This window comes from Endozoicomonas sp., from assembly GCF_051008435.1.
GTDB lineage: Bacteria > Pseudomonadota > Gammaproteobacteria > Pseudomonadales > Endozoicomonadaceae > Endozoicomonas_A.
The window spans coordinates 1-11313 of sequence record NZ_JBPCXO010000014.1; the positions used below are offsets into that span (position 1 = coordinate 1).

At 44.1% G+C, this 11313-nt stretch carries 17 protein-coding genes; 7 read left to right on the forward strand and 10 right to left on the reverse strand.

The features are described from left to right. Positions 1-129: 129 nt before the first annotated feature. Positions 130-1974 (reverse strand): O-antigen ligase family protein, encoded by a 1845-nt coding sequence (locus tag ACR2PX_RS00490; RefSeq protein WP_433997407.1) that lies wholly within the window; start codon positions 1972-1974, stop codon positions 130-132. A 73-nt stretch (positions 1975-2047) separates the two neighbouring features. After that, on the reverse strand, positions 2048-2455 hold the full coding sequence (locus tag ACR2PX_RS00495; RefSeq protein WP_433997408.1) for a pilin: 408 nt from the start codon (positions 2453-2455) through the stop codon (positions 2048-2050). Positions 2456-3301: 846 nt separating this feature from the next. Here ACR2PX_RS00495 and ACR2PX_RS00500 point away from each other — a divergent pair. From ACR2PX_RS00500 to ACR2PX_RS00525, 6 genes are all read left to right on the forward strand, one after another. After that, positions 3302-3541 carry a type II toxin-antitoxin system ParD family antitoxin gene (locus tag ACR2PX_RS00500; RefSeq protein ID WP_433997409.1) on the forward strand — a complete coding sequence of 80 codons (240 nt, stop codon included), beginning with the start codon at positions 3302-3304 and terminating at the stop codon, positions 3539-3541. A gap of 112 nt (positions 3542-3653) precedes the next feature. Continuing rightward, positions 3654-3854 carry a type II toxin-antitoxin system RelE/ParE family toxin gene (locus tag ACR2PX_RS00505; RefSeq protein ID WP_433997422.1) on the forward strand — a complete coding sequence of 67 codons (201 nt, stop codon included), beginning with the start codon at positions 3654-3656 and terminating at the stop codon, positions 3852-3854. 218 nt (positions 3855-4072) lie between these two features. After that, positions 4073-4327 (forward strand): type II toxin-antitoxin system Phd/YefM family antitoxin, encoded by a 255-nt coding sequence (locus ACR2PX_RS00510; RefSeq protein ID WP_433997410.1) that lies wholly within the window; start codon positions 4073-4075, stop codon positions 4325-4327. Further along, a complete protein-coding gene (locus ACR2PX_RS00515) occupies positions 4320-4586 on the forward strand; it encodes a Txe/YoeB family addiction module toxin (protein WP_433997411.1) in 267 nt (88 codons plus the stop codon). Before ACR2PX_RS00510 ends, ACR2PX_RS00515 begins: the two co-directional genes overlap by 8 nt. Before the next feature lie 79 nt (positions 4587-4665). Next, complete coding sequence (locus tag ACR2PX_RS00520; RefSeq protein ID WP_433997412.1) at positions 4666-4944, forward strand: type II toxin-antitoxin system Phd/YefM family antitoxin; 279 nt, start codon at positions 4666-4668, stop codon at positions 4942-4944. Continuing rightward, a complete protein-coding gene (locus ACR2PX_RS00525) occupies positions 4935-5342 on the forward strand; it encodes a type II toxin-antitoxin system VapC family toxin (protein ID WP_433997413.1) in 408 nt (135 codons plus the stop codon). The genes ACR2PX_RS00520 and ACR2PX_RS00525 overlap by 10 nt, the downstream gene beginning before the upstream one ends. Positions 5343-5439: 97 nt before the next feature. Here ACR2PX_RS00525 and modC read toward each other — a convergent pair whose 3' ends face one another. The 5 genes from modC to ACR2PX_RS00550 all read right to left on the reverse strand — a co-directional run bounded on the left by modC (position 5440) and on the right by ACR2PX_RS00550 (position 8696). Beyond that, positions 5440-6513: a molybdenum ABC transporter ATP-binding protein gene (gene modC / locus ACR2PX_RS00530; protein ID WP_433997414.1), complete on the reverse strand. Its 1074-nt coding sequence runs from the start codon at positions 6511-6513 to the stop codon at positions 5440-5442. A gap of 62 nt (positions 6514-6575) precedes the next feature. Next, a complete protein-coding gene (modB, locus tag ACR2PX_RS00535; protein WP_433997415.1) occupies positions 6576-7229 on the reverse strand; it encodes a molybdate ABC transporter permease subunit in 654 nt (217 codons plus the stop codon). Further along, a complete protein-coding gene (gene modA, locus ACR2PX_RS00540) occupies positions 7229-8005 on the reverse strand; it encodes a molybdate ABC transporter substrate-binding protein (protein ID WP_433997416.1) in 777 nt (258 codons plus the stop codon). The genes modB and modA overlap by 1 nt, the downstream gene beginning before the upstream one ends. Then, on the reverse strand, positions 8002-8457 hold the full coding sequence (gene moaE, locus ACR2PX_RS00545) for a molybdopterin synthase catalytic subunit MoaE (RefSeq protein WP_433997417.1): 456 nt from the start codon (positions 8455-8457) through the stop codon (positions 8002-8004). The genes modA and moaE overlap by 4 nt, the downstream gene beginning before the upstream one ends. A 2-nt stretch (positions 8458-8459) precedes the next feature. Beyond that, positions 8460-8696, reverse strand: coding sequence for a MoaD/ThiS family protein (locus ACR2PX_RS00550; protein WP_433997423.1), 237 nt, complete (start codon positions 8694-8696; stop codon positions 8460-8462). 89 nt (positions 8697-8785) lie between these two features. On the opposite strand from ACR2PX_RS00550, the gene ACR2PX_RS00555 reads away from it, so the two are divergent. Continuing rightward, the gene (locus tag ACR2PX_RS00555) at positions 8786-9196 is read left to right on the forward strand and encodes a hypothetical protein (RefSeq protein ID WP_433997418.1); all 411 of its coding nucleotides are present in this window, start codon (positions 8786-8788) and stop codon (positions 9194-9196) included. A 47-nt stretch (positions 9197-9243) separates the two neighbouring features. Here the strand turns inward: ACR2PX_RS00555 and moaC are convergent, their stop codons facing one another. From moaC to ACR2PX_RS00570, 3 genes are read right to left on the reverse strand one after another with little or no spacing between them, the layout of a single operon-like run. Next, positions 9244-9714, reverse strand: coding sequence for a cyclic pyranopterin monophosphate synthase MoaC (gene moaC / locus ACR2PX_RS00560; protein ID WP_433997419.1), 471 nt, complete (start codon positions 9712-9714; stop codon positions 9244-9246). Continuing rightward, on the reverse strand, positions 9714-10292 hold the full coding sequence (gene moaB, locus ACR2PX_RS00565; protein WP_433997420.1) for a molybdenum cofactor biosynthesis protein B: 579 nt from the start codon (positions 10290-10292) through the stop codon (positions 9714-9716). The genes moaC and moaB overlap by 1 nt, the downstream gene beginning before the upstream one ends. Beyond that, entirely contained in the window at positions 10282-11019 is a 738-nt protein-coding gene (locus ACR2PX_RS00570) for an NTP transferase domain-containing protein (protein WP_433997421.1), read from the reverse strand. The genes moaB and ACR2PX_RS00570 overlap by 11 nt, the downstream gene beginning before the upstream one ends. Between the last annotated feature and the right edge of the window lie 294 nt (positions 11020-11313).

Consider the following 11313-nt stretch of genomic DNA (forward strand, 5'->3'; position numbering starts at 1 on the left):
AGCCTTCAATGGTGTCATCAAGCGGATAATATACAAGGCATGTGGTTACAATGATCTTGATTATCTCTATCTAAAAATCAGGCAGGAGGCCCAAAAATGATCAGCCAACCTGTAAAAGGGCCATAAAGATCAAATATCAAAAACTGATTGATCACCAGCTTTTGCACCTGCCAAAAAACCATTATACCTATCTATCAACTTCTTATCTTCAGCTAACTCTGCAGCCCCTAATACTTTCTCAAGATACCCTATAACAGCTTTTTGTGAGGAAATTTTATACCAATCTCTTACATTTTTTTCAGCCTCAAATATCAGATCAAACTTTCCCTCTACTGTATATAAACTAACTAATGCTGACTGACTTTCCCAGTCACCTGGATTTAGTTCAACAGCAGAAAGAAAGTAAAACTCTGGTGCTTCAATACCTTCAATATATATCTTTTCTTTGGTAGCCATATAAGCTAGAGAGCCATACATCAACCTAACTTTTGAACTATAAATATGCTTCTCCAATAAGAGATCAAGTTGTTGTTTAGCATACTTTATCATTCTTATCTTACTAGAAGTATCATCAGATGAAGAGATTCTAAAAAACACATTATCCAACGCCACTTCATTGACAAAAATATTAGAGGGCTGAATCAGTGAATACACATCAATCAAAACAGGTTTCCTAGCAAGCGCATAAAAAGCATCCCAGCCTCTCGGATTTCTATATATCAAACCTGACATTGCTGTCAAAAAAAAGTTAATCAAAAATACGAGAACACAAAAAACTATAATAATCTTCGATTTTTTATAGTCAGATATATTACTTTTTCCTCCCTCTTCATTCATGATTAGAATAATTGTTCGAATACGTGCAAAAATAACAGCCATTGCAATAGATAATGGAACAACGTAAACAATAAAATTAAAAAATGCATGAGACAAAAGAGCTAGATTGATGGTAATCAAAAACCCAAGTTCAAGTCTAAGCTTTCTATCTACTTTACTTTCCCCAAAAATAACGCAATAGAGATAACATAAGTGATAGCCAACTATTAATAACAAAAAGCTTAATAAAACCAAACCACCTTCAAGTGCAAACTGGATGAAGTCATTATGGACATAAGCACCAAAGGTAATAAACTCTTCTCTATATGTAGGATACAGCGTAGAAAAAGAGGCTAAGCCATGGCCAAACAAAGGCTCTTCCTTAAACATATCAACTGCTGACATCCATATTGGAAGACGACTTCCTACACTTCCTAAGTCACTAAAATCTCTACCAATAAAATCATAATCAAGAATCAAAGGGCTTATTTTCACGACTAAAAAGCTGAACAAGGCGATAGAGAAATACTTATATAGATTATGTTTAAAATCTAAACCAACAAAAAAAGCAATGACTATAAACCCAAAAAAACCCAAAGCCCAAGCAGAAACTCCAGCTCTTGATCCAGTAGCAAATAATGCAATAAGAATAGATAACTGAGCAAACCAAATCAAACTAACTAACAGTCGTTCAGTTGACCTTAGTTTAACAAGAACTAAACCTAAAAGACTCGCTAAGTACATAGAGGCCGAATATGCATTTGCATCAAGCATCTGCCCATCAACTCTTCCAATGCCACTCATATAATCATATACCCCATCTAGTGAAGTGATAAATATGGCAAAGAAAAAACCAGTCAAGACATTAGTAGAAATATCGTTGCGAGCTCCAACGAAAAAACCATATACTAACAATGGCAATATAAGAGATGCTGACTGAAGAATTGAAAGCTGATAATTGACAGACCAAAGCGGACTTAGAGCAACATATAAAAAGAAAGCAACTGAAAAAAAACCTATTCTATTAATCGAGGCTTTTCTTCCAAATTTTATTAACCAAAGAATAGTAGAAAAAACAAAAACAAAAACAAAAATATCTGAAGTATATGTATTAGAATATAACGATATTAAAAATAAAGGAATAAATAAAATATGCATATAAGGTTAATGGTTTTTTAAAAGCATCATGTATAAAAAATATAAGGCTGGACACTCCAGCCTTATACAAATACTACTTACACAATCCTGCGCCTACACAAGATGATGTTGTATCCAGTGTCCAATTCGCAGCACCATTAACAACAGATGCTATCAATATATATGTATATGACTGCCCACTAAAATCAGAAGAACTGATCACAGTTAGCTTTCCAGTAGTCGAAACCCACCCAACAGTGCTTACATATTGACCATTAGTAGACCCAGTAGTATTAACAGTACATGTGGTAAAAGTTTCTCCTGCTGCAACACAAAGATCCACTTGGGTTTTAACACCTTCAGTTGCAACTACAACCTCAGAAAACTTTGCCCTATTGGTATAATCTTGATAAGCAGGCAAAGCCACAGCTGCCAAAATACCAATGATCGCCACCACGATCATCAATTCAATCAGCGTAAAACCACTTTGTTGTTTTTTCATTATTCTTAGCCCCCTGAGGACATACATTTTTATTGTTCGATCAAACTGTCATTGCCAGGCATAAGCACACGCCAAAAACGACTCGTGGTCGCCCTGGATTGCACTGTTTACCCGCGGTGCCCGACAGTGACGCTTCCATAAATATTTTTCATCCAGTCCATCATTTTTTAATTGTTAGAATGTGATGAAAAAATAACCACTCATGGCTGTAATGTCTTCCTGACTGCTCGCTGAGAGCTTTTGATGAAAAGCACCTGACTCGGAGTTTTACAAATTCTGGACGGCGGCTTTTTCCATCCTTCTGCGTTCCAACTCTGGTTACGTAGCAAGCTACGCGCCCGCCATTGCGCCTTGAAGAATGAAAAAATCCACTCACCAGAATCGTGCAAAACTACAAGTCAGGTACTTAGAACTTTCTGTCTATTTTTTTAAATGCGACCCTGTGCGAAAGCTCTACATCAACCTTATCCATACAGCAGAAACAGCACATGGATAAGGGTAATTCCTTACCCCAGTACGATATAGTTCACAGCAAAAAAAGCAACCTTTTTATTAGGTATTTCTGGCGCTCAGGTCAACTTTTTCGGCTTGACAGAAAGGACGGTTTCTGACGTTTAGCCACTCAGCAAAATTAAGCATCTCACTTACTCTCGCAAGACTTTGAAAGGTAGAGGATCGACTTAAATACGAGTCTTAGACGACAAGTATTAAGCTACGATGACAAAGCAGAAGATTAGTATTAGAAATTGAGAACAATCACACATGCCTGAGTGATTCTTTATAGGAACTTGACACCAGACTTTTCGATACCATAGTCAGGTATATATTGGTATATGAGAGGGCATCATGGCAAAAAACACCAGCATAACGCTTGGAGAACACTTCGATGGTTTTATCTCCAATCAAGTTGATAGCGGCCGATATGGTTCTGCCAGTGAAGTCATCCGAGCAGCTCTCAGACTGCTTGAAAGCCGCGAAACAAAACTGGAAACTCTCCGACAACTCTTGATAGAAGGCGAAGAGAGTGGAAATGCAGACTACAATCTGGATTCAATAATTGATGAGCTGGACAACGAGCTAAATTAAAATGAAGCCAGCTTTTGTATTGACTAAAAAAGCCAAGAGCGACATGTTGAGCATCGCTCGTTACACATCCAAACACTGGGGGAAATCTCAACGAAACCTGTAACTGCAGCAACTGGATGAAACCTTCCATACACTGGCAGAACATCCTGACTCTGGCAGTCCATGTGATGACGTACGGGAAGGTTACAAGAAATTCCCCCAAGGCAGCCATATCATATATTACAGGATTCAACTGCACGATAGCATTTCAATCGTCAGAATTCTTCACAAAAGCATGGATGTTAACTTACAGATAGATTCAAACCACAATTGAACAATGGCGACAAAATAACCTTGGGAGTATGACTTTTAAACAGCCATGAGCGGGAAGTGCCGCTCACTCCAAAACATAAAAATGGCTACAAAGCCCGAAGAAGCGGCATTTTCATAGTAAAAAGTCATACTCCCAAAAATCGAAAACTGTGGCAAATATCCCGTTTCAATCTATTGTTGTACAATTACTTGGACAGTTTAATCAGGAAGACACAAACCATGAATGTTGTTTCATACTCCGAAGCCAGAAACAATCTCAAATCAGTCCTCGATCAGGTCGTTGAAGACGCCAGGCATACCATCATTCATCGCCGTGATGGTGAAGATGCGGTCATCATGTCACTGGAAAGCTATAACAGCATCATGGAGACTCTGCATTTGTTGTCATCGCCCAACAATGCCCGTCGCCTCAATGAGTCCATTGAACAAATTCGAGCTGGCCAGATCATAAAAAAAGGGTTGTTGGATGAGTAAAGCTCGTACCTTGTGCTGGTCACATAATGCGTGGAATGATTACCTTTACTGGCAAAATCAGGACAAAAAAACACTCAAAAGAATTAACAAACTAATCACAGAGTGCTTAAGGGAGCCCTTTACAGGTACTGGTAAGCCTGAACCTCTCAAAGGCAACTGGAAGGGCTTCTGGTCACGAAGAATCGATGATGAAAACCGCCTGGTCTACCAGGTATCCGAAGCACAATTAATTATCGCTGCCTGCCGCTTTCACTATTGAATAATAACTTTACATAATTTGCGTAAAGTATGTAATTAAACTATTTTGGACAGAGTAATACTCAAAATGGTATTTCGACATGTCTTCCATAACTGGGAACATTACAGCTACAGAGTTGGCCAGAAACCTTTCTGACACCATAGATTCTGTCAAAGCTTCAGGACAAAGCCTGCTCATTACCCGAGGCGGAAGACCTGCTGCCACTCTCTCTCCTCCTCCTAAACCGGGTCTTACTGTTGATGAACTGGTAGAACACCTCTCGACGATGCCAAGTCTGGGGAATGATTCAGCAAGCTTTGCAGAGGATGTAAAAACGGCTCGTTCTAACAATTCACTCCCGGATTCACCATGGGACTGATTGTAGATACCAATGTTTTTATCGATATTGAGAACAACCGTCTCTCACATGACGCTCTGACTCAATACCGAGCATTCGGAAGAACTTACCTGGCGGCTATCAGCGTTTCTGAACTGCTAGTGGGCGTTCACCTTGCTAAAACCCCCACACAGAGAATCAAAAGAGAAGCTTACGTAGAAAGTCTGCTGGCCAGAATGGAAATTATAGGTTTTGATTCACGTGTTGCCCGAACTTATGCTCATTTACATGGACATTACCTGAAACCCAGAAAACAGGCATCACCCGGGGCTCACGACCTTTTAATTGCATCCACTGCAATTACTTTTGGGTACCCTGTACTTACATCGAACCGTCAGGATTTCATAAAAATTCCAGGTCTTGAGGTATTGGTTCCATGACATTAGAAGAGCATAAAGTGCAAAAAACGAAGAAAACAACTACATTATGCCAACTACATTATGCCAACTGCACTCTGCAAACTCTTAACTCATAAAATCAAACCACTTCCAACCCGGAAGCCTTAAAGTGAGCAAAAGCGTTCATCCCTATCTTCAGTTGCAAACGATCAACCGACTTACGTGTCACCATGGCCATTAACTTCTGTTCGCCAGCACTGAGTGTAATTAACTGATGCCAGTCGTCCCGTGTTTGAATGGAATCAATGACCACCGGTAAGCGGTTTAATACACTGGTGTCGCAAAAATCAGCCAGCACAATGCTTACTTCATGAGCGGGGATAATCATTCGTACTTTTGCCCCCAGCTTCAATTTTGTTTGATGAACTTGCAGCTGATGCCCCTCTGCTTCCAGTACCGTTAATCCATAATCCTTGTCGTGACCAACAACGTCCGCTTCCAGCATGGATAACAACGGCTCGTGTTGATCGTCTACAGCGAGAGCATTATTCAGTAATGCCTGACTACGATCTTTGCCTGTCACAACGCCCTGATGCAGTAACAACACCTGGTCCGTCAGGCGGGCGACTTCTTCCCTTGAATGACTGACCATGATGACCGGAATCTCGAAGTCTCGATGAATGTTTCTTAAACAAGGCAAGATCGCCGCTTTGGAATCCCAGTCCAGAGAAGCCAGCGGTTCATCCATTAACAACAGTTGTGGAGCATTTAATAAAGTACGAGCGATGGCTACACGCTGCTTTTCCCCACCGGAGAGTTTTTCAATCCCGCGATTTAATAAATGATCAATACCCAACTGATCCACGACTTCATTAAACTTTAGTGCCTGACGATCTGAACTTGAGCGCTTGATAGAAAACTGGAGATTGCCCAGGACACTGAGGTGAGGAAATAAGCGAGCTTCCTGAAAGATGTAACCAATGCCCCGTTGTTCCGGAGGAACAAATACTCCCTGTTCACTGTCCATCCAGACTTGATCATTAAATTGAATACGACCTTGCACCTGTTTTTCAAGACCGGCAATGGTTCTCAGTAAAGAGGTTTTACCACAACCCGAAGCCCCCATGATGCCCCAGACAGCATCCAGTTCCAGCGAAGTATTTAAGGAAAGATCAAATTGATCTCGGGGTAGTTGAATATCCAGCTCCAGCATCAATGGTTACTCACTCCAGATACCCTGTGTCTGTTCATAAAGCTCATGGCTGTTCATAAAGCTCATGGCTGTTTATCAATGCTGTACAAAGTGACCAGCATCAGAAGAGCAAACACCAATAAGCCCGCAGCCATCCCATGAGCCTGATCAAATTGTTGGGTTTCTACTGCATCGTATAATGCAATGGACAACACTTGGGTTTCGCCCGGAATGTTGCCACCAATCATTAGCACAACACCAAACTCGCCCACAGTATGAGCAAAGCCCATACAAGCGGCCAACAGGAGCGCCCTGAGTGAATTAGGCAACACAATATTCATAAACCGGTCCAGGCGGCTGGCGCCGAGCATGGAGGCGGCTTCCAGTAAACCATGATCTAACTGCTCAAAGGCTCTTTGCAGAGGTTGCACGACAAATGGCAACGAATACAGTACAGAAGCTACCACAAGCCCTGAAAAGCTGAATGCCAGCGTTGAGCCCGTTAAATCGACCCACCATTGCCCCAGAGTATTTTCCGGAGAGAACGCAATCAGCAGATAAAAACCCAGAACCGTTGGCGGGAGCACCAGAGGTAAACCGACAAAAGCTTCTATCAACGGCCGGCATCGACTTCTCATATTGGCCAGTTTCCAGGCCAGAGGAATCCCCAGCAACATCAACAGAAGCGTTGTCATCAAGGCCAGTTTTATCGTCAGCCAGATGGCTGTGGTCAGCATTATTCAGCCTTATCCGAAGCGGCAGGAAAGTAACCATGGGCGGCAATGTATTTCTGGGAGGACGTTGAAAGTACAAATGCAGAAAACGCCTGAGCTTCTTTTCTATTGAGTGAGTTTTTCAGTATCACCATATCCTGGCGAATCGGGTCATAGAAGGTGTCTGGAACATAGGTTATTCGCTTGAGTTCATCACCAGAAAGCTGGGACAAAGCCACCAGCCCCACCTTAACATTACCACTGGCCACAAATTGCCATGCCTGCTGGATATTGGCCCCTTGCACTAAACGCCCCTGGTAACTTTTCCAGAGTCCCAGTTTTTCCAGAGACTGTTCTGCAGCAAGTCCGTAAGGCGCAGTTTTAGGGTTAGCAATAGCCAACTTACCTTTCCATTCCCCAAGCCATTCCCCAAGCCATTCCCCAAGCTGTTTCATGGTGAATGGATGCTTACGCTCAGTATTCCGATCCCAGAGCACTAAACGCCCAAAAGCGTAAGTTTTACGACTGTCTGCCAGAGCTTTTCCATTGTTTTCCAGCTCCAGTGGTCGGACCTGATCTGCAGAGAAGAACAGATCAAACGGAGCGCCGTGCATAATCTGGTTATACAGCACTCCGGTAGACGCCGAAGAAATACTCACTTTATGACCGCTCTGCTCATAGAACTGACCGGCCAAATGTTCCAGCACCGGTTTAAAGTTGGCAGACACCGCCACACGAAGATCAGCGGCTGTTGCACTTAAACTCAGCAACAGTGCCAGAATACCCATTCCGTACTTCACAATGATTCCTGCCCCCAACGCTTTGCGGCTTCTTCATCGGACTCCCGGGCATCCACCCAGCGATCACCTTCGGGGGTGGTTTCTTTTTTCCAGAAAGGAGCACAGGTTTTCAGATAGTCCATGACAAACTCACAGATTTCAAAGGCGGCTTTGCGGTGCGCACTGGCCACCCCAACAAATACAATTCTGTCACCGGGGTGCAGCTGCCCTACCCTGTGAATCACCTTGATCGCTTGTAATGGCCAACGCTTTGCCGCTTCATCAATAATTTCCTGCAGGGCCTTCTCGGTCATACCTGGATAATGTTCAAGGTACAGTCCTCCGACATCATCCCCCAGGTTTTCATCTCTCACCAGTCCGGTAAAAGTCACCAGTGCACCCGTTCCGGTGTTGCTGCCAAGCTGATCCTGTTCAAAACCCGGATCAAAATCATCCTGTTGAATAGAGATCATGTTCAGCCACCCGTTACAGGTGGAAAGAAAGCAACTTCATCGCCTTCTTTGATTTCAAAATCCTTACGGGTCATGCTCTGATTCAGCGCCACCAGCGTGCGGGAGTCATTCACCACCTCCTGCCAGTCTAGCCCTTTCTCGCTGAGTAACTCACGAAGAGCAGAAAGGTTAGTGGGAACCGTTGCAAGTTCCAATGTATCGATGCCCAGCTTCTCCCGGTAGCTGGCAAAAAAAAGCACTTTAATCAATGGGTTCACTCTCCTCTGGAAAAGTCTGCTATTTTGAAGGCTCAACTCAATAATGTTTTCACAACAGTAAGGCTGTTTTCATGTCGTCCATTGAAGCCAGACTCGACAAACTGGAAGTACAACATAAAAACCTTGACTCTGACGTGCATAGCCTCGCAAAGGTCTGTGCAGAAATCAAAAATATATCCCTAACCAATCAGAGTGATGTAACTGGGCTAAAGCTTGATGTAGCAGACGTCATAAACGACATTGCTGATGTCAAGAACGATGTTGAATCGGTTAAAGATCACGTCATTGCATTGACGGCTGCCACTCATGCTGGCTTTATGAGAACAGACAAACGCTTTGATGAGATGGATACCCGATTCACCGAGCGTATGGATCAGATGGACAATAAGTTCACCGAGCGTATGGATCAGATGGACAATAAGTTCTCTGAACGTTTTGAGCAACTGGAACTGTTAATCCGTCAGCTTCACCCCACCAGCTAGGAGCCTGTATGTCAGTGGCAACTTTTTAACTGTTGCCACTGGCATCATTAAGGTCTGTAGTGACCACTCTTGCCACCACTTTTCTCAAGCACCCGCACACCTTCGATGCACATATCTTTGTCTACTGCCTTGCACATGTCGTAAATCGTCAAAGCAGCTACGGAAGCAGCCGCCAGTGCCTCCATCTCAACACCGGTTTTACCACTTAAGCGACAGCAGGTCTCAATGCGGATACGGTTTTGCTCAGGCTCAAGTTCAAACTCTACACCAATAAAGTTGAGCATCAGCGGGTGACACAGTGGAATCAGATTTCCGCACTGTTTGGCGGCCTGAATACCAGCAATGCGGGCAACAGCCAGCACATCCCCTTTCTTCAGACCATTGTCAGCCACCAGAGCCAGTGTTTCCGGCTTCATAACCACGAAACCTTCTGCCCTGGCTTCACGGCGGGTGGCATCTTTATCACCCACATCCACCATACTGGCCTTGCCTTCGTCGTTGGTATGCGTCAGCGACATCAGCCTTCAACCTTTTTCAATTGCTCAACTTTCTTGAGCTGTTCGGCACTCTTGAGCTGTTCGGCACTCTTGAGCTGTTCGACAAAGTTGCAGGGACGGTGACGACTGTCCAGCTGCTCTTTGATAATACCTTCCCAGGCTGTTTTACAGGCGTTGTTGGAGCCAGGCATGACAAAAATCACGGTGCCATTAGCAAAACCGGCTACGGTTCTGGACTGAATGGTAGAGGTGCCAATCTGCTCGTAGGAGAGCTGGCGAAACAGTTCACCATAGCCGTCTACTTCCTTATCAAAAATAGGGAGTAACGCTTCCGGAGTACTGTCACGGCCAGAAAAGCCGGTGCCACCGGTGACCAGAACCGCCTGAACATTTTCCGAGGCGATCCAGCGGGATACCACTTCACGTATTTTGTAGATGTCGTCTTTGACAATCGCTTTGTCAGCCAGTTTATGGCCGGTGGCCGTCAGGTTGTCCACCAGCAGGTGGCCTGAAGTATCTGTTTCCTCGGTACGGGTATCAGAAACAGTCAGTACCGCAACATTCAGGGGTACAAATTCAGTTACTTGTTTATGAGCCATCATGTCTCCGTTGATACCGTTTTTTGTTGCTAATGCTTTCCCCGCTCATGCTTTCTCCGTTCATGCTTTCTCCGTTCATGCTTTCTCCGTTCATGCTTTCTCCGTTCATGCTTTCTCCGTTCATGCTTTCTCCGTTCATGCTTTCTCCGTTCATGCTTTCTCCGTTCAAGACTGTCTGGGCGCGACGCCATTCATCAGGGGTATTGGTGTTTTGGAACCGCACTTCCATCTCATCAGGAAGCGGTATAGCCACACCATGCAGACGATCAAACAGCCGCCTGAGAGAATAGTCTTTATGATCCTGACTGCTCAGCGCATTATTGACTGCAGCTCGCAGCTGGCTGTTTACAGGCAGGATCAGGGGCAGGGAAAAGGTTTCAAACATAACCGCACTGCCCTTCTCGGCAGTGGATGATACCAGTTTTTTGCAGGCTTCTGGTGGCAATAAAGGCATATCCACCGGTACCACTAAAAGATTCACGCCATCGGGAAGAGACTCAATAGCAGCATGAATACCGCTGAGAGGCCCCTTGCCAGGAATTTTATCCACCAGAGCTTTGCTGCCGAACTGGGCACCACTGAGCAGTACCTCATCCACACCGGACTCATGCAGTAAATTTTGCATGTGTTGAAACAGAGGAATGTTCTGCCAGACCAGGTGAGCCTTGTCCTGCCCCATGCGGGAAGACTGGCCACCTGCCAGCACCAGTCCAATGGTTTGGGTCATATTCACAGCGCCCTCTAGCAGGAGCCTGATCGAGACCAATATTTCGGTCAGGCTCCTGAACAGATATTAAAACCGTTTTGCCAACATGGCGGGATACGGATTCTATCAGTCTGCCCTGTAGAGGTTAACCTAGGAGCCTGTCGGACTTAAGACTATTTCGGCCTAAATTCCAGAAAGAACGGCCCAATTATTCGATTAAATAGGTCAACTATTCTCACGAATCCATCGAAGCTGTCTAGAACGCTCAAGACTGTCGACTCGTTCTACTGAAATTTATGCTCGAAAGCATAAGTC

Coding starts and splice junctions, on each gene's coding strand:
- ACR2PX_RS00490 (WP_433997407.1), bottom strand. CDS start 1,974: ATGCATATTTTATTTATTCCTTTATTTTTAATATCGTTATATTCTAAT.
- ACR2PX_RS00495 (WP_433997408.1), bottom strand. CDS start 2,455: ATGAAAAAACAACAAAGTGGTTTTACGCTGATTGAATTGATGATCGTG.
- ACR2PX_RS00500 (WP_433997409.1), top strand. CDS start 3,302: ATGGCAAAAAACACCAGCATAACGCTTGGAGAACACTTCGATGGTTTT.
- ACR2PX_RS00510 (WP_433997410.1), top strand. CDS start 4,073: ATGAATGTTGTTTCATACTCCGAAGCCAGAAACAATCTCAAATCAGTC.
- ACR2PX_RS00515 (WP_433997411.1), top strand. CDS start 4,320: ATGAGTAAAGCTCGTACCTTGTGCTGGTCACATAATGCGTGGAATGAT.
- ACR2PX_RS00520 (WP_433997412.1), top strand. CDS start 4,666: ATGTCTTCCATAACTGGGAACATTACAGCTACAGAGTTGGCCAGAAAC.
- ACR2PX_RS00525 (WP_433997413.1), top strand. CDS start 4,935: ATGGGACTGATTGTAGATACCAATGTTTTTATCGATATTGAGAACAAC.
- modC (WP_433997414.1), bottom strand. CDS start 6,513: ATGCTGGAGCTGGATATTCAACTACCCCGAGATCAATTTGATCTTTCC.
- modB (WP_433997415.1), bottom strand. CDS start 7,229: ATGCTGACCACAGCCATCTGGCTGACGATAAAACTGGCCTTGATGACA.
- moaE (WP_433997417.1), bottom strand. CDS start 8,457: ATGATCTCTATTCAACAGGATGATTTTGATCCGGGTTTTGAACAGGAT.
- ACR2PX_RS00555 (WP_433997418.1), top strand. CDS start 8,786: ATGTCGTCCATTGAAGCCAGACTCGACAAACTGGAAGTACAACATAAA.
- moaC (WP_433997419.1), bottom strand. CDS start 9,714: ATGTCGCTGACGCATACCAACGACGAAGGCAAGGCCAGTATGGTGGAT.
- moaB (WP_433997420.1), bottom strand. CDS start 10,292: ATGGCTCATAAACAAGTAACTGAATTTGTACCCCTGAATGTTGCGGTA.
- ACR2PX_RS00570 (WP_433997421.1), bottom strand. CDS start 11,019: ATGACCCAAACCATTGGACTGGTGCTGGCAGGTGGCCAGTCTTCCCGC.